Here is a 20,008-nt window from a genome sequence, read left to right as displayed (position 1 = left end):
AATTTTTGACTCAGTGTCTTGTGGCACTGTCGGAGTCGGATCTGGAGCACGATCAAAAAACTTCCGCCTGCTCTTTGATCCGAGCTGCGGTACGATTACCGAATTCCGATGGTAGTGAAGAGGCCGTCTATCTTCCATAAGTCTATTGTACCTGGTGATGTTACGAAGTCTATTGTATCAGGGAGCATGATCTCGACCGCTGTGTATCCTGTCTCGATCGGATTGTCATCGAATCCGCTCTCGGAGTACTGCACATTGTCATGCTTCAGAAGGTGTGTCATATCGATGGAGATGTCGATCTTGCGATTAGCATCGGCCGACACATTCAATGTCTGCCTCCGCTGATAGTTTGCATTGGCTGTGGCAGGGAATGGCCGAAGCTCATCCACGATCCCGATCGACACAATCTTCCGAGAAGCTGCAGGGATCGCATTGTCGAAGGTCATTGCGAAGTGGCAGTACAGTCGCTCGATGGTGAGAGCATCCTTTGGAGGCAGCATGTACATGAAGAAGCGGTAGCCACAGGAGCTCTGATTGATAGCAGCCACTGTCTTCAGCGTGTATGGATATGGCTGGAGTTTATTGCCCTGGCCCATGTTAGTGCCTCACCTGATAATTATGTTGGACCACTCGGAGATACTGGACATCATCGAGGTATACCTGATCAGAGACATAGGCCGAGCTAGTCCAGTGGATATGCACATAGAGAGTGCCTGACCAGTCGGAGTCGGTCGGCTGCGGTAGCTTTGATCGGCCGATCTCGATATCGAATGGTGGAGCTTCTGTAGTCTGCACTAGATTCTGAGCTACTACCTCTGCATCGGTCAGCACACCATCATTACTGAAGCCTAGATACCAGCTCTTCTCAGTACCGAGCACATAACTCGAGGTACACCCGAAGCCATCTGGACCAGCATCAGGATAGAGTACGATGCCGAAGAATTCTGGATTGCGAAGCAGGATCGAGTCTTGCCTCACGATGAATGGATTCAGATCGATGCCGAAGCGGACTTGTGTCTTGCCTTGTGGCTGAGCACAGTTGCCAGCTCCTCCACCTCCACAGTATCTGAAGATGCTCCAGTCCTTCTTGAGCAAGCTCTTCGGGTATCCGACCTGCTGTGTATCTTGAGCACCCATTATGCCAGACCCATCTGCATTGTGCAGTCCACTTCAAACTTCGTGAAGGAATATCCAGAGCCGACTGTCGGAGCGGTGTCGAATGACAAGACCACTACGAATGCATCATCTCTGAAGCGACTATCGCCACGATGATACATACCTGGTTCGAGATTCAGTCTCTGGAGCGTGAATGTGCTGGCTGCAGGGATTGAATATGGAGTGCTTCTGCCAGTCAGCTTCTGATGCATGATGGCCAGCTCATCAGTACTGTATGTACTCTGAGCTGTATATTGGCTACTGAAGTAGCCGATCCCGATCCTGAGCTGTCTTGCTGTGTCTGCAGTGGCCAGCTTAAATTTGATATTCAGGTTGGCTTCTATGATGTCACCATACTGAGGCTGCAGCACTCGGATTGTATTGATCAATCCTGGTGTGCCATAAGTCGGCTGGAAGGTGGCGAGATCTGATCCAGAGCCTGTGCCATCAGTGCCACTCAGGATAGCCTGATCGCTTGTGCTTGTTCGGTTATATCCCCAGACATTTGCATAGTAGGGTATTGCCCTGTCTCGAAGTGCCAGATCTTGACTCCCCATGATGCACCTCCATACTATGCTGTCCTTACAAATTCGAGAGCATTGATTGTGCCATAGTAGCCAGCAGAGCTTGCATTCTTTGTGGCCATTTTGACATTGACTGTGATCAGCTTATTTGTGGCGATCACAAGTGAAGTCGAGACTGTCAGGACTGAGTTAGCTTGACGAGTGGCAGCATAAGAATCATTAGTACCTATAGACACAGCATCGACAGAAGTGGTATAGATACCCCTGTTCACATCCTTGTCTACATGCATATATACACTATATGTACCTGCAGCCATTGCAGCCTTGTATTGGATCTCCTCATTCTGAGCACCTGCAGACTGAGCAGCATTCCATCCTGCTTGGCCTGTGCTAGTGTTAGATCCGATCCTTGTCCATGTACCTGCGATTGTGGAGCTGAATGATCCACCCGAGATATATTTGAACCAGTCGAAGTCGGAGATTTTTGGCAGTGTCACATTAGCTGCAGCAATGTGAGCAGTCAGGATCGCATTGTTTGCGATGCCTGTGCCATCGTTGAAGGCTGCATCATTGGCCCACAGCTTATTCCACTTTGCTGTGGTTGGTTGCTCATCTGCTACAAATGTGTCTGCTGAATATGCCATACTATACCCTCTCTACTTGGAATGATTCAAAATGTTTAATGTTGCCGACCTTTTTGAAGTCAGGCTTGTGCTTGCGATCAGCTCGGAGTCGCTCTCGGATTTGGTGTCGCTCGAATGGAGAGAGTGTAGTCTGCAGACCACCTACAGGCACTATGCCACGCTCGACTGCTGCGATACGAGTATCATTGCCACATTCAATTTGTTCGGCCACTGGAGGCATTGCTGGAGGATTATATGCAGGTGGCAAATGCTCGGGCTCTGGCTGCCCTGTCTTCTTCATTGATGCAACTGTCTTCTTAAAGTCCTTCTCATAAGCAGCGACATCCTTCGGATACTGAGCTTCGTATGCTGCGACTGCAGCTTGGTGATCAGCGACAGCGATCGGGTATGCAGGATTAGGCACAAGAGCACCACACTGATATCCCACCATTCGCTCGCCAGTCGGAGCTTCATCTAGTCGTACACGATGGCTGAGTAGATTATCCCCGATCGGGATGATGTATTTGCCAAGCTCATTCGGAGCAAGGCCCATGCTCTCACCTCCGCTACATTCGAATGCTAGGAATGATCCACACTTGCCACAGGATACTACTTCCACAACAGCGAATTGCTGTTTGTAAAATTGCAGCATCTCTTCGACATCGCTTGCATTAGTCTGGCTGGATAGAATCATCGCATCTCCTCTGTTGTTATTATAGCTTGAATCTTATGGAGCAATAGAGTCAGTGCCACCGATCCTGCTGACATTGATCGTGAAGTATCTCTTGATGGCTCGCTCCTCTACCTCGAGAGCCTGATCATATTTGCCATTGCGACCGATCACATTGGTGATCCCTGTGATATAGACAGTCTTGGTCTCATTGGTGTCATTGATCTGCAGCAGTCCTGGATCTCCGATCTGCAGAGCAGGATCTGATTGCCTGGCCACAGGGCAGATATACCGCTTGCCAGGAGACTTGTATTCCTTGACCAGTGTGTATGCCAGGGATCTCGCTGTGCTCTTGTCCTGGATCAGATCATTCTCGATAGTGATCGGCTCTCCGTTGTTCGAAGGGTTTCGGCCGAAGGCATCGATCGATGTCGGATCTTGGTATCGCTCCTCGATCACCTGAGTGACCTTCGCTGGAGTGGCATAGATCACGAGCTGATTCAGATAGATGGTACTGGTGAAGGTGTTGCGGAAGACCAGCTTGTATGTAGTACCGAAGCTATAGGCCGAGAGCACAGACACATAGCTGCTGCGAGCATCACCTGATCCATCGCTCTGATCATTGCTGGCATAGTAGCTCTGCGATCCTGAAGCGGTCGTGATGAAGCGAGGGATGCTGACAGAGGTGGTCGGAAGCGGACCGAAGTCATCAGCGAAGTCCACGAAGTATTCAGTGTCCAGCCCTGCAGGGAGCTCGATATTGCTTGTGGCTTCCCATATCTTTTGCTGAGCTTGGACCGCTCGAGGCTTTGCCTTCACGATCACATCATTGATGATCGGAGTATTCTGCCACTGCAGATCTGAGAGCTTTGAATAATTGAGCTGGAATTTTGCCACGCCTGAGAAGGTCGTGAAGTGCTGCCGATTCCAGAAGCGGATTATCCCATTCTCATCCACAAACATGAGAGCTTGCTCAGCCTCTGTGCCATCCTTGAAGATGTCTCCCCACTTGCGATCGTATGTGGCTAGGTATCCGATGTTCTGCTGCAGGCTTTTATCGATGATGAATTGCGATGCACTGAAGCCCATCTCGTACATGCCCGAGGCGATGACATTGTGGAGTGGAGCATTCTGGAATGCACCCGAGATTGTGGACCTGTAGCCATTGATATAGTTGAACGCATCGAAGGCATGCATCTGGACCACTCGCTTATTGAGTGTGGCTTTTGGCTGCGATGTGTAGCCAGTGAAGAGCTTGAGATATTCATCCTCGATTCCGATGCTGATCTTGATCGGCCGATTCGGAAGACCAGTACCAGAGCCGACTGTGGTATCGAATCCAGGCAGGAATTTCTTGCTCGTGTTGTCGAGCTCCACATCAGCTTGAGCCATGATGATTCCATATGGATACTGGCCGATGTTCTTCTGGACTGAGATCGATGTCACAAATGGAGTCGCATCATCATAGCGGAATTTGTCGAAGAAGGTCACGAAGTCTCCACCACTCTTCAGGATATCTGGACCACCGATCCTTGACTGATTGATCGTGAAGTACCGAATGCCTGAAGCAGCCTGTCGCATCCAAGCCACAAGCACCCCATACCCGAGGTGGCGAGCTCCGATAGAGATCTTGTCTCCCCATCCGCTCGATACTGTCTGCATTAGAATTGCCTTATCTTGACTTTGTATGTCGTGAAGAGTGAATCTCCAGGAGCATAGTCATCGCTCTCATCAGGGTATGGCAGACCAGAGAAGCTGAGCACCCCATATTTAGAGCTCGGATTATAATAATTGACACCAGAGCCAGGCAGGAAGTAGGCATCGAGCTGGCCGAATTCAGTGATCGAGATATTCTCGAAGATCATCTCCACATTGAATTTGAAGCCGAGCGGATTGCTTGGAGTCCTGATTCGATTCCTCTGCACCGCTCCATCGATTGCGAAGTTGTCTGTCTGGATATACTCACGCCACTCTCTGAGCTTTGATGGCTGGCGAGGTAGTGTGCCTGAATTGACTGTGATAGGTAGTACTGGCATTATTGTGACCTCGCTCCGATTGTTTGTAGTTTGATTCCATTGCTCTGTGCGATCCTTTGGAATTCGACCCACATTCGCTCAGCCAGCTCTCGGTACTCAGTAGGCATGCCAGCAAACATTCCGACCTGGAATGTTGGATTGAATTCGATCACTGTGCTCGGACCACCGCTGAGGCCACCACCAGTATTGATACGCTCATCATTGCTGAATAGCTTCGGCCGACCAGACATCTGATCCACCTCGCTCTGAGGCAGCACATACTCTCCCTTGTGGACAATACCAGCGATCTCATTGACACCACCTCTACCAGTGAAGCCACCCTCTGCGAAGCCAGGGATCACATCTCGGACCTTGCCGAGCGGACCAGGGATATCCCAGTCACCGAGCTTGTCTCGAAGAAGCTGGCCGATATTGCCGACAGCTCCGACAATCTTGCCAGGGATTCCAGTGATGAAGTCGAATGCTTTTGAGAATGGTGTGGTGATCGCATTGTAGACACCAGCTAGAGCTCCACCGATTTGACCAGCGATATTGCCGACAGCTCCGATGAAGTTCTTCAGCCAGCCGATCGCATTGCTGACCCAGTTGATTATGTTTGAGATCCAGCCGATCGCCAGTCTCAGTCCTTCCACGAAGATCATGATCTGAGCGAAGACCACTGCACCGAGTATGATGCCGAGAGTCTTCAGCACAGGAATCAGGATCGGAGAGATCTGATCCCATAGCTGCTTCAGTGCTGGCAGTAGTCGCTCCTGGAATACCTTCCACACTTCCATCAGGGCAGGCTGCAGATAAGTACTCCAGAGATCTGACATCACCTGGATGGCAGGCTGCAGCTTCTTCATGACTTGATCCAGTCCTCCGAAGTGGTCGATCAATAACTTGACACCGAAGCCGAGTGCTGCACCTGCAGCAATGAATGGCAAGAGCGGAGCAAGAGCGGTCCAGATAGACACACCGAGAGCCACGAATGCAGGGATCAGGCCACCGATAATAGCACCAGCAATAACTGGAAGCCAGGGAGCGATTGATTCCATTGTCTCTTTGAGTGCCTTCATGACACCTTCAGGACCACCCATAGATTCGAACCATCCATTGAATGCTCCGATCAGCGGACCGACTAGGTTGCTTGTGAATTCACCAGCCAGCTCCATGAAGTCACCGAATGTATTCTTGAATGCAGTGAGCTGACCTTGTGGAGTTTTGCGGAGTGCCTCATTCACCTTGCCATAATTCTGTGCCAGGACCTCATTCAATATGTTGGCCCTCTGAGTCTCATCACCATTCTTGAGCTGCTCCTTCTGAGTCTCAGATAGTGTGACACCATAGCGAGACAGAGCACCGATGTTGCCTGTCATCACCTTACCGACTAGGTTATTGATCGTGACCATATCTTCAGCAGTGGCATTGTGGCCCTTGAGCTGTGCCACCATGTCAGCGATCTTCGGTGTGAGCTTCTCGATAGTAGATCCCTGCAGGTTGAATGTTGCAAGCTGAGATTGTCCAGCAATAATTGCATCATCCTCGATGACACCGATCTTCTGCAGTTGTGCAGCCTGATTCTGAAGAGACTTCACATGCTCTTCAGTAGCACCCTTCACATTCAGCAGGTTGGTCCTGAGCTTCTGACTAGCTTCGACAGATGCATTGTATGCCTCCATCGACTTTGCACCGAATACAGCAGCACCGATGCCAGCAGCAGTCAGTCCACCGAGCAGAGCGAATGAAGATCCCTCTGCCTTCTTGAATGCAGCACCGAGCCCCGAGCCTGACTTCTCCGCTTTGCCGAGAGCCTTCTCGAGACCACTGGTGTCTCCATTGATTCGGACCATTAGATCTCTTGTGTTAGCCATTGGGTTTCATCTCCGCTTCGAGCTTCTGTTGCTCCATGTTTTTGAAGCTCCCCTCTATCCTTATTATACTCAAGAATTCGAGTATCCTCTCTGAAGGCTGATCATCAAGCTCAGCAATGGTCCACCCGAATTGCTTACAGAGTAGATAGTCGAGGTATGGTCTCGGCACTGGCCGATCAGATTCCTCAGAGCTGAAGTAGGATATCAGCTCTTGGCTGAGTTTTTTTTTGAGCTCTTGGCAGTGGCCTCATCTGCTCCTGCTTCTTTGATCAGGTAGAGAGCATCTGCAGGCTCGAGCATGTCCATTGCTTCTTCAGAGACTTCCACGATTTTGCCATCAGCTCCATCGAGATTCCAGTCCTTCACGATCATCATCAGCATCTTGTCGGCCGACAGGACCATATCCACTTCACCATCTTCCTTCAGAAGCAGTGAGTGCTTGGTCTGACCCCATTTGATACCGAGATAGATCTCGACCCAGTATTCGCTATTGCTTGGCAGTTTGACCTTGCGAGTCTCTCGGCCTTCCTTAAAATATGGCATGTGTTTGCACCTCCCTAGTTATTAGTAGCTTGATCGTGTATTCCTCAAGACAGCATCGACACTGGCTGAGTTGGCATTGTCATATGCACAACGGAGCTTGAATTTCACAGCGTAGAAGTCGGAGAGTCCAGTCTCGAGAGGGAAGTCTTCGTAGTATGTACGATACATTCTCACCTCAAGGCTAGAGCTATATCCGCCACCGATCCCAGGACCATTGACCTTCCAGCTTGCAGCATTCCTGTTGAGAGCATAGAAGTCATCCCTTTGAGTAGTACCTTCGAAGTATAGTGAGGCTTCGACAGTTGCTTCGAATTCGCCATGATTGATAGTGTCAGGCTCTGCAGATCCATGTCGGAATACTGCTGTGGTGTTGTTCTCGAGTGTGAGCTTGAAGTCATGTGGCTTCAGATTGCTTGCAGACCCTGCTGCAGCGACTGTAGTGCCGAATGCGAAGCGAGAGTCAGCGAAGCTGTAGATACCGCCTGAAGCGGTTGTGAGGCTTCCTGAAGTGGTAGTGATTGGGAAGCGACCGAGCAATGATGCCTTCGCTTCTACCAGTGCATCACTCACACTGAATTCCAGAGTCTTCACTGCGACATTAGGATAGTACTGCTTATCCACAGATCCACGAGCTTGAGTGACTGTCATGGTCTTCGGAGTGTTGCTGTTATTGCGGACCATTGTGTGATCATAAACTGAGCCAGCGACATTGGCTGGAGTGTTTGTGCCGAGTGCTGCATACAGGAAGAGCCCTGTGTCATCCATGTCGGCATTGATTGAGATCGATCCTTCAGACCACTTCTTGCCGATCACAGCATCGAAGGTCTTCTCTCGGACACCATAAGCTGCCTCATTAGGAATCGGCTCATGCTTGGCCATGAGAGTATTCTCGGTGAATGGTACTACATCAGTCTGTGGCACAGGTACACCAGGAGTTGCCTCCAGTGCGATTCCAGCCCATCCTTTTCTTCCGATATCTAGTGCCATGATATTTCTCCTCTATTCGTATTATATGTGATATTGCTCTACTGTATAACTACACAGGCTAGGATAATCTCGGCCATGCGAGTATTGACCTGCTCTCCCTGGACATACTGCCACACACTCGGGATCGGTCTGCAGAAGCCTCTGCCCTGCAGAGTTGCACCGAGATAGATGTCATTGTCAAACTTGCTGATCAGGTCATCCACGATGGTCCTCATGATCCGCTCAGAGTCAGACTCGCCTTGCTCCATTCGCTCCTGGTAGACCCTGATTGCGAAGTTGTATGTGCGACCATCTCGATGAGTGTCGGCAAAATATGTCTCGGTGTTATCGAGCGGAGTGATAGTGATGCATGGATAGTCAGTCATCTTGCTCTTGGCATAGTCGAATACAGCAGTCGAGTCTACCTCATTGCTTGATTGGACCACAGCTACAATCGCTGCAGATAATTCATTCCACATATTCTATCTCCTCCCCATTAGTGCTGACATCAGCTTGTCCATGACCTTATCAAATTGCTCACCGATGTAGCTTTGCGAGGCTTCCCATCCAGGCTTGAAGAATGGCTGTGCTCGAGTACCACGCTTCTCGATGGTCTTGATGATCGGCCATAGAGCACTGCCAGGCAGACCCTTCTTCTTGACCCATCGCTCAATAGCATCTGAAGGTGGAGTATGCGGTCCAGTGCCTTCTTCGACATCTCGGCCATATGATTCTTGGACCGAGACTTCACCGACTGGATAGCGGACTTCAGGCAGCACTGATCGCTGCAGTGTACCGAATGCATGAGGAGCTCGAGAGCGGACCTCTTGCTGCACATGTGTGGTCGAGTTTGTCAGGGCAGCAGTCACCAGAGGCTCGGCATTACCACCTGCCTTCTTGATGTCGTGGATCAGATCATTGAGACCGACCACTTCCACATCGACTGCTAGTCCACCACTCATCGCTTATCCTTTGTGAGCACGAGCTCATAGTGATCAGGTAGGATGCCATTGTCATGCACCTCACGACCTCTCACGAAGTATTGCTGGCCTGTGCCTGATACTGTCAGTTGCATACCTTCGACCACACCAGAAGAGCTCGTGAAGGCTGTGTATGTCTTGCCGAAGACACCCTCCACCAGCACTTGAGTCTCGGCCGAAGCAGGCTGGATATTCATGCGGACTGCAGCAGTCGGGATCTGGCCTGTGCCGAGATAGCCTGAATGTGTGACATACCGCTCTTTGTCGATGTCATTGGACTTCTTCTCGAGGCGAGCCACAAATACAATCTTGTCGAGGATAGGAGGCATCAGATCACCTTCCTGGCATAGCCTCCAGAGTCCAGGATATCTTCAGCAGCAGACACGAGAGCACTCTTTGAGCGACCACTTGAGTAGCCGAAGCTCATGCTGACCCTGCCTTGTGTGAAGCTCTGTGCTCCAGTCGGATTGAATTTGCGAGCGACCATATCTCGGACATACAGTGTGGCTGCTTCCTTGAGATCTTCGGGAAGGTTTGCAATGTCAGTAGCATAGCCACCCATGTAGTCAATCTCATAGAAGAGATCTGAAGAGTCGAGATGCAGCAGGCCACGACCCATGCTGATTAGATAATTGCTCGGGTAGATCACATAGGTCTTCGGACTTGGTATGAAGTAGACTCGATTGCCACCATCCTCCAGAGTCAAGCTCTGGCTCATGCCGACACCGACAAGCCGAATAGCAGAGATGTCACCATCCTGCACTGGCCTTCGTCTGAAGCTGATGGTCATGTCACCATTCGGAGAGATCAATGCTCGATCTCGCTCGGCTGTCACATTGACTTTGAAGAATCCCTCGACATCACAGTACTGAGTGATGATCTTGGATGCACGAGATATCATCCCTGATATTGTGGCCTGGCTGAATGAAGACAGGTCGAGATCAGGGGCGTATGCTTCGAGCTCTGCTTGTGTGATAAGATTCTCTGCCATCATGCCCTCTCTGTATTCATTATAGCTCAGAGTACTCCCCTCGATAGATTCAAGGGGAGTCGCTCTAGGCTACAGATTAGGATGTAGCTAGGCCACCGACTTTGTACTGATATGGCTCACCGATCACCTTCAGCACTGTGGTCTCGAAGACACGAGATTGAATACTGTGGTTGCTCGTAGGCACATCATAGATACTGATCGATTCGAGATCTTCCATCTCGATCCAGTTCTCGCCTGCAGCACTGCGGACAGATAGCAGGAAGGCCCATGACAAGGCATAGCGACTGGTCACTACCTTGATCAAGTTACCAGTGTTGCCATCCACGATGTTGCTCAAGTGCTGACCACCTGTAGCTGCACCTTGATTGTCGATGACAATACGCTGGATGCTTCCAGTACCTTCGAGCTGATCAGACAGAGCTCGGTTCTGTCGAGGGTTCAAGACCAGGTGAGACACCAGGTCAGCACCATTCTGGAATAGAGTCTGAGCATAGCTCGAGACACCAGAGGCTGTCAAAAGACCAGCACTTCCTGAGTTGGTGGTGATGAGCTTGCTGAAGCCTGAGTACTCTGTAGCGTACAGAGCAGCGTCACCAGTGAGAGTCATCACTTCCTCACCGAGCAAGACCTCTGTGGTCTTGATAAGCTCTTCACGAGCTCGGACATCTTCCAGGTTGCCACCACGATTCGATGCGATCTGCTTGCGACCGATCTCTACATCACGACCGAGCAGCTTGTATGGATAGCTCACGAATGTGTAGCTCTGGCTAGTTTGGTTTGGCTGACCAGCATCAGCGAATCCTACACTAGATCCAGTACCGCCTGCTTGGTTATCGAGGCGAGAGGTTAGCTTATTGAATGATGCAGCTTCACCCATGCCAGAGACACGAGGCAAGAAGTTGCGGACTGGTGTGGCTGTTGGCACAATAGTCTTGACTACAGGATCAAGATTCTCAGGAGAGTAAATTGATCGAGAGCTTGGACTGAATGTGTAAGTACTAGATGTCACAGCCTTGCGAATTTCATCTTGTACTAGTTGAGCGATTTGGTTCGATTCCATCGAAGTATACCTTATCTTTGCACCTCATTATTGACTGATTGAATTGCGTAACTTATTGCCTGAAGCTGGCTCGGACCGAGGCATGCTTGGCACGACTCTCAGGATCAAGAAGTCGAGAATACTTTCGGAGCTCGAATGCGACCTTGAGTCGCTCATCATGAGTACCGACTGCAGGATCTGCAGCTAGTTCATCAGCTCGCTTGAGCAGCCCATCCATGTGCTTCTGATTCTTGCCTTCTTCCGAGTTAGGATCTGGATCGTTTGGATTCTCCACATCTTCCCCCTTCTTCACTGTATAGGTCTTGCGGACTTTGGATGCAGCAGGCTGCTTCCTCAGACTGGCGATCTCCTCTTTTAGCGGTTCGACTGCTTTCGCAATCCCATCCGCTACTGCAGAAGCTACCATCTTTGCAAGATCACTCTGTTCAGTGGACTTTTGAATTGTGGCTTTGGGAGCGAATTTCTTCTGCTTGCCCTTGCCATCTTTGCCAGACTTGTCATCGGCAGCAGGAGTCTCTGGCTCTTCTTCCTCTGCATCTTCAGGATCATCCGCTGGATCTTCCTCTTCGGAATCATCAGCATCAGCTACTACTTCATTGCCTTCTTCATCGACTTCGACAAGCTCTTCGCCTTCAGCATTGACAAGAGGCTGGACCACAGTCTCTTTCTCGCCAGTTGGCTTGCCATCATCACCGACTACTTCTTGCTCGACTTCTGTGCCAGCCACAGGTACACCTGCTTCAGCAGCACGATCGGCAGTGTCATTCACTGGTCGGCCATTATCTTCAGCAGTGGTCACGACTGCAGCATCTGCATCCCGATCCTCTGCACCTGTTACTGATTTTGCTCGATCTCGTACTTGCTTAGACATAGTGATTAGCTCCTCGCTCTTCTTAATGTTTAGTGCCTTTGCTGCATTGGCGATAGATTCCTCGTAGTCGGGGAAGTTCTCTGGCTCAAGAATTTCTTCAGCAGCAGCAGCTTGGATAGCTTCGAGGGCAGACTTTAGAGCAGACAGATCCTTCTCGCCATCGTATGATTGCCAGAAAATATAATCTGACAAACACATAGCAAGATCGGCAAGCATTGCTCCTTGCCATAGGCTTTTTGCGAGTGTGTCTTGTTTGCCCATACTATCTTCATTGTATACCATGACCGATCCCTTCATAATGTTCTGCGAATCCGAATAGTGGAATTGCTTCTCCCACCATGCGACATGTCGGCCGAGTTGCTTCTCGAAGCTCTCCTCGTGGAATAGCTTGCCACCCTTTGACTTGATGATCTGGAATGTGGCAGAGGCCACAGCAGGATTATCCACAAGGGAAGTCTCACCGAGATCATAATCATCGATCACATTGACCATCTTCTTTTTGCCATCGATCATCATCTGAGTCATCTTGCAATCATTGACTCGGCCTCCGATACTGAAGCCAGCAAGCACACCTTCTTTGACTTTGGTCCAGGCATTCTCGCCATCGGTAGATTCGGAGATCTTCGCTCCGATCCATACACCCTTTGCATCATCATCGAATTCAATATCGATGGCCTTGCCGACAGCAATATCTTGATGCATCTCTCTGATGTTGCCGATCCAGTTGCTGAATGCCTTCTTGCTGGCCTCGTATGTGATGATCTCACCATGAGAATCGAGCTCCTCGACAGTGGCATATCCATATACCATCCGCTGCTCTTCATCGACTTTGGTGATCGGGATCGTGATGTGTAGTGGCTTCTTCATTTGTTGTACCTCTATTTGAATTATAACTGATGGAATCATTGTCGATAATCACAAGCCTCTTGCAGATCTCATGCATGATGGCATGAATGCGAGCATCGGTCCGCTCGAAGAGAGCATCCACTACCGACTCAAGATCCGCCTGCTCCATGTCATGAGCCATCCCACAGGACATCGATGGAGTCGAGATCGATCTCTTCACCTGCATCCTCATAGCACTCACATCCTGGATGTCCAGGAGGGGTATCATCGCCAGACTCGAATGAGTCCTTGACTGGTATCGGACCTTGATCAGCATTGCCCTGGCAGATAGCACAAGTGTTGCCACCTGCTGCCACCCATACCTTTGTCGGCACACCATTCTCCACCAGGAAGGCTTGCTGTGCTGAGCTCATGGCTTGATTGGCTTCAGTGTTGGCGATGCTGAATGCACGAGTATCAGATATCCCTTCGAATTCAGACACGATTGCTTCAGCCACCTCATCGATTGTCATCATGCTGGACCGAGTATCTCGGATCAGATTGATCATGCGATTGCGAGTAGTCTCATCGATGCTGGACTTGTTGAGCAGATAATTTGCCTGGTCCTGCAGAGCATCCAGGTAGTAGCTATTGGTCAGCTCGAATGTCACGAATGGATCTGCAGCCTTCTTCAGCTTGATGCCCTGCCTCTGGTAGAAGCTCTCGACTGAATAGGTGAATGCCTGGATCAATACAGCATAGACATCCTTCTGCTTCACATACTTGGAGATCGACTTCTGATTGTCCTCGACCCATTTGGTGACACGCTTCTCATCCCAGTCTTCATCCATCATCCAGCCTGGCAGCTTCTTGGACATGTCAGTGACTTGATCCAGGATGCCATCGGCCATCGATCGCTCGAAGTCCTTGTAGTCATCGGTCTCTCGGAATGCTTCGAGAGGCTCATTCTTTTTGCTGGCTTTGTTTAGGAATCGATCGACTGCTGCAGTGAGTCGCTGCAGCTTATTCATACCACTCGGCTCAGGCTCTTCCGAAGGTTGGTGACTTCGGCAAGGAATTGCACCTGATAATCTGCCATGTAGTCTTTGAAGATTGCTCGGACCGCCTCAGCATCTGCAGCTTTGCTGAGCTTGGTATTCATCTCATCCACTACATTTTGAGGCAGCACATCAGACTTGAATGCTCTGAGAGCCTTGCCATCCTTCTTGCGATTGACAGCATACTTGCGGAATGCTCGAAGCTCAGTGACTAGCTGGATGTGATTCTGCTCGGCCGACTTCTCCTTCTGCTCTGCAGGCACATCACCATTCTCAGGATCTTTGCGGTCTTCTTCTGGATCTTTTGGATCTGGCTTGTCATCTTCGCCACCACCTGCAGCCAGACTTGTGAGAGCTGCTGCAGCATCTGCTCGAGTCTTCTGTGACTCTGCATCGATGAATGTCGGATTGCCGAGTACGAATGGTTTGTCCACACCGAGAGGCTTCTGACCTTGCTCTTGTCGGACCTCATCCACAGTACGCTGGCCAGAGCGGATCAGGATCTCATTGGTCTCTGCAGTACCACGCTCATCAGTCTGGTCAAGGCCAGTGTATTTGAAGGCGAGATTCTCGAAGCCCATGTCTACCTGGATCACATCGGTGAAGATCTCCTGGAAGAATTCTGCTAGTGGTCGGAGGCCAGTATTGATACCGATGTCTTGCTGTACCTCACCTGTGCTCTTGTTCACAGAGTCAGTGAAGCCGAGCTCCTGTGGCTGGATCTCGAATAGCATGCAGGTCTTCTGCATCAGCCATTCCTGCAGCTCTTTGTATCGCATGTCTTCAGGCTTGACTGCTGGAGTGTAGCCAGTAGCACCCTTGCCAGATGGCACGAATTTCATCTTGCTCATGGCACGAGTATCGCCAGACAATGCTGCATCCCACAGTGCCTGGAATTCTTTGATCTGGTCTGGTGTCCATGCTTCAGGCACACCGAAGAAGCCCTCTGGAATGTTGCCTTCAGTGAGCAGGTGGACATTGTAGATATCAGACTTCAGGGCAGCGGAGACACCGAGCACCAGGCTCTCAAGCGGAGCGAGGCCATATGGTGTGTAGGTCCGAGAATTCATCATCTCGTAGTACATCTCATCGGCTGTGAATTCAGCGACTTGCTTGCCATGAATGATCTGTCGGTATGCTACATCAGGAGGCATAGGAGTAGAGCCCGAGTCATCAAGCTCGAGCACAATGGTGGCTGCATCGACAGGCTCGAGAGAGTAGAGGCTGCCATCGACAGTCGGTCGCTTGTACAGGACCATCGCATCCAGTGTCAAAAGATCATCGACTAGTGTATCGATAAACTCTCGGAAGCGGACACGATATCCACCGATTGATTTGAAGTCCTTCTTGACCTGCTTGATTGTGGCTGAGTTATCAGTCTGATCATCCTTCTCAGCATTGACAATATCCCAGTCGAGAGCATTGAGCTGTCGCTTCCTGCGATTGATTGCTGCTCGGGCCACATCATACTGCACAGAGAATCTGCGGAGTGTTGCGAAGTCGATCCCATTGGTAGAGCCTGGCTTTGTTCGGCCAGTTGGATATGGATTGCTGAATGGCAGTCGGTCACGAAGTACCGCTTGCATGCCTGATGAGCTGGCCTTGCCATCTGCTTTTGCAAGATCTCCGAGATAGTCAGCCAGTGGCTTCAGTACTATTCGGGTGTATGCATCTTTTGCGAATCCCATTCTATTGTGCTCCTCTATTAGCTTCTGCTATGGCTGCTGCTGCAGCCCTCTCAGATTCTACTTTATCGGCATAAAATTGTTTTATCCCACTACTATTATTGTAACTGTCATATGCAAAATTCATAAGAGCTGTGCTATCTGGATGGTCATCATGAGCATCTTCTTGATCGGGATGGTGGACCACCATGTACTCTCCCACATATCGCTTCTCTAGGTCAATGAATTCATCCTCGAATTCTTCCGAGGCAATGGCAGTCTGCTGCTCGACTGTGAGCGGTGTGCCAGGAGCGATCATCTTCACACCATGCTTGATCGGATCTTGCCAGTAGTACATCAGGTTGCCATTGATCTGCTTCTGGTAGAGAGCCTTGTACATGATGTCTTTGGTCATGCGAGAGAATTTCATCCTGAAGATCCTGTAGCCTGTGTGCCTCTCGAATTTGTCTGGCATGAAGTCACCCTGTCCAGTGGAGTCGATCGAGCCAGCACCGATCTTGAAGTAGCTGAGCTCATCCTTGAGGGTATCGAATTGATCCTCGTAGTTTGTGCCACGACCACCAGAGACTGATCTCACGATGGTCAGCTTGCCTTGAATCATTCGGCCGATCTTGAGGATAGTCTGGTCAGTGCTCTTCGCTGTGTCGAGTCCGAAGTAGTGGTCCTGCTCCAGCCATGCACGATAGAGCTCATACTGCTCAGGCTCGAGCTTATGATCTGCAGCCCATTGATCACACTCCAGGAGATCTCTTCGGACTGCTGCTTTGTACCAGGTCCGATATTCCAGGAAGACAGGATCGCCTGCAGGATTCTCGAATGGCTTATCGATGCGACCAGCAATGAGCTGATGAGTGTCGATGTACATGCCACCTGCGAGCTGCCAGACATTGTAGTATGGCTTCTGGATCTCAGGACTCATCAGGCCACGCTGGCCGATCAGGCTCTTCACAGTTCGCTCATAGACTAGGTGGCGAGCATCACCTGTCTTGTCGTACATCCTCCGCCTGTCTGCAGCGATCTCAGGGTATGTCATCACATAGGCTCGGCCCTTCTGGATATCTCGATAGAAGTCACACTTCATTGAGCCAGCAGTACCGACCTTCACGATCACAGCATTGGTCGATGCACCCATCGGCAGGATGTCTTCATTCACGATCTTGTCATCGATGTCTTGAGCCTCTTCGATAATGATGAGGTGGAGAGTCTTGGACTCAGGCTTGCTTGTGGAGGTCACAGGGAATATGTAGCAGCTCGATCCATTGCCGAGCGTGATGGTCTTGGAGTTGCTCTCTTCTTTGGCCTTGCGATTGGCATCATGATCGATGATCATCAGATCCTGCCTGGACTTGGACAGAGCATTCTTCAATCGCTTGAAGTCGGTATTCGCCTGCTCCTTCTGTGGAGCGAAGATGCCGATCTCAATCGGCAAGTCGAAGAGCTTGGTCACGAATAGCATGATCGACTCGACTGTATGGACCAGAGATGTAGTCTTGCCTGATTGCCTGGTGTACTCGAAGTTGAGCATCACTGATTCGAGGGCATCGATGTCCTCTTCAGTGACCTTCCGACCTGTGAGCACCAGAAGATTCTGGACCAGAGGGATCAGGATCATTCGCCAGATCCGCCACTGGTAGCGGTAGAATCTAGTCTTGTGGTACTTCCACAGGTGTCTGGCTGTCAGCACCTGCAGCTTCTGTGCTATCTGCTGTGCTGAGAGCGAGGCTGTCTGTGCTTGGCTCGTCATCGATTATAATCTCCCCATCTGCCATCAGGCCGAATTCTTCTAGCAATGCTTCCACTGGATCTTTTGCTCCTGCAGGTGGCAGGTCCTTGACATTGGTCGGCTCTCGGAGCTCGACCTTCAGGATCTCATAGCACAGCTTCTTGTCCATCATATTCAAGCGATCCCATCTACCGACATCCTTGACAATGTTGGCTATGAGCTGAGCCTTTGCCAGTCGGAGTGTCGGCACATTCTTCCGCTCGAGATGCAGAGCTTCTTCGATCTTGGCCTGTGTGATTTGCTCCTGGAATGCTTCTCGCTTCTTACCCCATCCAGCCACCTTCGTCATGGTGTGGCCAGAGCGGATCTTTTTAGGTGGCCAGCCGAGTACTTCATTGAGCCAGGTCTGCACTTTTGTGTGTGTAGTATTCAGAATGAAGCCACGCTCAAGAGCAGCCCAGTCCGTATATGGCACTATGGCTGTTATGGCATGCTCGGGATTCTTGGAGATGCCATCAGTTGCTGTCTGTGGCTTCCTTGACATCTCTACCCCTTCTTAATTTGTGGCCTGCTGTCACCTTCGAGGAGCTCGATTCCGATGATGGAATAGCTTGACCGCTCCTTGATCTTTGCAGCCTTCTCCAGAGCCTCCTCTTCAGTTGCTGCAGTCACCACGATATTGATGACAGCCAGCTTGCCGAGGTCACTCTCATTGAATGCTTGGACTGTGTACTTGTACATGATTCTCTCCCTCCTTATTTTGCGACTCAGCTCCGACCATGCTGAATGCTGATTCAATTATATCCTCTGTGTGAAGATCTGTGAGATGTTGCCAGTGCTCTCTGCAGAGCAGCAGTGTCTCGCCATTGCGACTGAGACATGTGCCAGACCACTTCTTGCAGCCTTTGAATGCACAGTGGCCGAAGTTCACCTGAGATCCTCCAGCTCCTGCTCTAGCTTCGGCAGGAGTGTCTGAGCGAGGTCATGCATCTGCATCATCTCGATATGGTGGAGGTGAGCAGATATGGCGATGATCCGCCTGCAGACAAAAATGCCTGACTTCAGAGCCATCTTCTCATTGAGTCTTGCAAGCCATGCTTCCATCAGAATGCACTCCCTAGCTTGCCCTCTTTGAGCATTAGGCGAGCCTCCAGGATCATCTGCAGCTTGCCATCGGCCAGCTTGAAGCGAAGCCTCCTGACACTACTGGAGACACTTGGCTGGCTCACATCGAATACATTGCCTATCTCGGCATGAGTATATCCAGCACACAGCAGATCGACTATGAGCTGCTCCCTGAAGGTCAGCAAGTCATAGGTCTCCTCTGCTACTAGGAAGCCGACTGCCTTTTCCAGAGGAGTTATCTCTGAGTACATATCATTGAGATCCACTTCTTCGAGTTTGTGATCTTTGTTTTGCATCCTGATTCCGCCTTGTTACTCCGACAGTTCCATCATTGGCCCTGCCTATTGTGGCACTCTTGTCTCGGACTATTCTGGCAGATACATCTCGACCACACCTGTAGCATGGCACGACCACATTCTGCTTCTCGACTCCATCGAGGAAGACATCCTGCTCGAATCCACACCATTCATGCTTGTATCTATAGATCGCCATTGCTACTTCTTCTTCCTCTCGAGCTTCCGCCTTTGAGCTCGATTCATAAACTCGCCACCAGGACCACGCTTCTGAGACAATTCAAAATTCTCTTTTGCTGCAGCCATTGCAGCCTCATCTACCACAGCGACCCACTGCTTGCAGATATTGGACCAGGTGAGATTGCTGACCCACTGGAATGCAGCCTCGACATTCGGCTTCTCTTTGCCATCCATGATCAGCTCGATTGCATCTGCTGCAGCCTTCACATCCATGAGTGGTCGGACACGCTCATTGTCACCTTCCTTCACGATCCACATGCTAGGATCTGCACCGCTCGGGATCAGCTTGACACGATTCATTGCACCCATCTCAGTGAAGCTCGTATTGTCTGGAGCGACCACAGGAGTCTTTGTGGCCATTGCTTCGGTCATGGACAATCCCCACCCTTCACCGAGGGTAGTGGACAGCACGAGATCCGCTGCATTGTATATTCGATTCACATCATCGATCGGCATGCCCTGATTGGCATTGAAGATCTTCGGACTTGGCAGGAAGAATTCATACTCCTTGCCGAGACCGAGCTGATTGGCGATCGTGAAGATGTTGCCACCTGAGTCTTCATATTGCATGTGCAGGTAGAGCAATGGTCTTCGGCCACGATCCCACAGCTCCTTGAGTATCATGAGGCTTCTGGCTATGTCCTTGCGAGGCTGATTGCGATTGATGTTCACGATCAAGAATCGATCATCTGCTTTGCCATTGAAGTATGATTTGCGGAATGCCTTCACATCTTCCTTGTCTTGGATCGGGAAGAAGTGGCTCGGATTGTTACCATGATAGATAACT

The 20,008-nt window shown here is 50.4% G+C and carries 24 protein-coding genes; all 24 read right to left on the bottom strand.

Annotation, left to right across the window (positions count from 1 at the left end; genetic code table 11):
- Positions 1 to 95: 95 nt before the first annotated feature.
- The gene (locus WC747_04350) at positions 96 to 596 is read right to left on the bottom strand and encodes a hypothetical protein (protein ID MFA5999221.1); all 501 of its coding nucleotides are present in this window, start codon (positions 594 to 596) and stop codon (positions 96 to 98) included.
- 1 nt (position 597) lies between these two features.
- Complete coding sequence (locus tag WC747_04345) at positions 598 to 1,137, bottom strand: hypothetical protein (protein ID MFA5999220.1); 540 nt, start codon at positions 1,135 to 1,137, stop codon at positions 598 to 600.
- Entirely contained in the window at positions 1,137 to 1,712 is a 576-nt protein-coding gene (locus WC747_04340; protein MFA5999219.1) for a hypothetical protein, read from the bottom strand. Before WC747_04340 ends, WC747_04345 begins: the two co-directional genes overlap by 1 nt.
- Positions 1,713 to 1,726: 14 nt before the next feature.
- On the bottom strand, positions 1,727 to 2,323 hold the full coding sequence (locus tag WC747_04335) for a hypothetical protein (protein ID MFA5999218.1): 597 nt from the start codon (positions 2,321 to 2,323) through the stop codon (positions 1,727 to 1,729).
- 1 nt (position 2,324) lies between these two features.
- Entirely contained in the window at positions 2,325 to 2,996 is a 672-nt protein-coding gene (locus WC747_04330) for a hypothetical protein (GenBank protein ID MFA5999217.1), read from the bottom strand.
- Between the two features lie 33 nt (positions 2,997 to 3,029).
- Positions 3,030 to 4,553 (bottom strand): hypothetical protein, encoded by a 1,524-nt coding sequence (locus WC747_04325; GenBank protein MFA5999216.1) that lies wholly within the window; start codon positions 4,551 to 4,553, stop codon positions 3,030 to 3,032.
- 80 nt (positions 4,554 to 4,633) lie between these two features.
- Entirely contained in the window at positions 4,634 to 5,008 is a 375-nt protein-coding gene (locus WC747_04320) for a hypothetical protein (GenBank protein MFA5999215.1), read from the bottom strand.
- Positions 5,008 to 6,840 (bottom strand): hypothetical protein, encoded by a 1,833-nt coding sequence (locus WC747_04315; protein MFA5999214.1) that lies wholly within the window; start codon positions 6,838 to 6,840, stop codon positions 5,008 to 5,010. The genes WC747_04320 and WC747_04315 overlap by 1 nt, the downstream gene beginning before the upstream one ends.
- Before the next feature lie 225 nt (positions 6,841 to 7,065).
- Complete coding sequence (locus tag WC747_04310; GenBank protein MFA5999213.1) at positions 7,066 to 7,404, bottom strand: hypothetical protein; 339 nt, start codon at positions 7,402 to 7,404, stop codon at positions 7,066 to 7,068.
- 21 nt (positions 7,405 to 7,425) lie between these two features.
- Positions 7,426 to 8,391, bottom strand: coding sequence for a phage tail tube protein (locus WC747_04305; GenBank protein ID MFA5999212.1), 966 nt, complete (start codon positions 8,389 to 8,391; stop codon positions 7,426 to 7,428).
- 461 nt (positions 8,392 to 8,852) lie between these two features.
- Positions 8,853 to 9,239, bottom strand: coding sequence for a hypothetical protein (locus WC747_04300; protein MFA5999211.1), 387 nt, complete (start codon positions 9,237 to 9,239; stop codon positions 8,853 to 8,855).
- Between the two features lie 89 nt (positions 9,240 to 9,328).
- Positions 9,329 to 9,679, bottom strand: a complete 351-nt coding sequence (locus WC747_04295) for a hypothetical protein (protein ID MFA5999210.1) — start codon at positions 9,677 to 9,679, stop codon at positions 9,329 to 9,331.
- The gene (locus WC747_04290) at positions 9,679 to 10,344 is read right to left on the bottom strand and encodes a hypothetical protein (GenBank protein ID MFA5999209.1); all 666 of its coding nucleotides are present in this window, start codon (positions 10,342 to 10,344) and stop codon (positions 9,679 to 9,681) included. Before WC747_04290 ends, WC747_04295 begins: the two co-directional genes overlap by 1 nt.
- Positions 10,345 to 10,417: 73 nt before the next feature.
- Positions 10,418 to 11,401 carry a hypothetical protein gene (locus WC747_04285; protein MFA5999208.1) on the bottom strand — a complete coding sequence of 328 codons (984 nt, stop codon included), beginning with the start codon at positions 11,399 to 11,401 and terminating at the stop codon, positions 10,418 to 10,420.
- A gap of 52 nt (positions 11,402 to 11,453) precedes the next feature.
- The gene (locus tag WC747_04280; GenBank protein ID MFA5999207.1) at positions 11,454 to 13,139 is read right to left on the bottom strand and encodes an HK97 family phage prohead protease; all 1,686 of its coding nucleotides are present in this window, start codon (positions 13,137 to 13,139) and stop codon (positions 11,454 to 11,456) included.
- A 149-nt stretch (positions 13,140 to 13,288) separates the two neighbouring features.
- Entirely contained in the window at positions 13,289 to 14,128 is an 840-nt protein-coding gene (locus tag WC747_04275; protein MFA5999206.1) for a hypothetical protein, read from the bottom strand.
- Positions 14,125 to 15,843 carry a phage portal protein gene (locus WC747_04270; protein MFA5999205.1) on the bottom strand — a complete coding sequence of 573 codons (1,719 nt, stop codon included), beginning with the start codon at positions 15,841 to 15,843 and terminating at the stop codon, positions 14,125 to 14,127. The genes WC747_04275 and WC747_04270 overlap by 4 nt, the downstream gene beginning before the upstream one ends.
- A gap of 1 nt (position 15,844) precedes the next feature.
- Positions 15,845 to 17,452: a hypothetical protein gene (locus WC747_04265; protein ID MFA5999204.1), complete on the bottom strand. Its 1,608-nt coding sequence runs from the start codon at positions 17,450 to 17,452 to the stop codon at positions 15,845 to 15,847.
- A gap of 31 nt (positions 17,453 to 17,483) precedes the next feature.
- On the bottom strand, positions 17,484 to 17,903 hold the full coding sequence (locus WC747_04260) for a hypothetical protein (protein ID MFA5999203.1): 420 nt from the start codon (positions 17,901 to 17,903) through the stop codon (positions 17,484 to 17,486).
- Positions 17,904 to 18,109: 206 nt separating this feature from the next.
- Positions 18,110 to 18,304 carry a hypothetical protein gene (locus tag WC747_04255; protein MFA5999202.1) on the bottom strand — a complete coding sequence of 65 codons (195 nt, stop codon included), beginning with the start codon at positions 18,302 to 18,304 and terminating at the stop codon, positions 18,110 to 18,112.
- 186 nt (positions 18,305 to 18,490) lie between these two features.
- The gene (locus WC747_04250) at positions 18,491 to 18,667 is read right to left on the bottom strand and encodes a hypothetical protein (GenBank protein MFA5999201.1); all 177 of its coding nucleotides are present in this window, start codon (positions 18,665 to 18,667) and stop codon (positions 18,491 to 18,493) included.
- Complete coding sequence (locus WC747_04245) at positions 18,667 to 18,984, bottom strand: hypothetical protein (GenBank protein ID MFA5999200.1); 318 nt, start codon at positions 18,982 to 18,984, stop codon at positions 18,667 to 18,669. Before WC747_04245 ends, WC747_04250 begins: the two co-directional genes overlap by 1 nt.
- On the bottom strand, positions 18,941 to 19,180 hold the full coding sequence (locus WC747_04240) for a hypothetical protein (GenBank protein MFA5999199.1): 240 nt from the start codon (positions 19,178 to 19,180) through the stop codon (positions 18,941 to 18,943). Before WC747_04240 ends, WC747_04245 begins: the two co-directional genes overlap by 44 nt.
- 2 nt (positions 19,181 to 19,182) lie before the next feature.
- Positions 19,183 to 20,008: glycosyltransferase (locus WC747_04235; GenBank protein MFA5999198.1), on the bottom strand; the 826-nt coding region annotated here is incomplete at its 5' end.

It is taken from the genome of Candidatus Babeliales bacterium, assembly GCA_041660205.1.
Classification (GTDB): domain Bacteria; phylum Babelota; class Babeliae; order Babelales; family Chromulinivoraceae; genus JACPFN01.
This window is presented reverse-complemented; position numbering and strand designations above follow the sequence as displayed.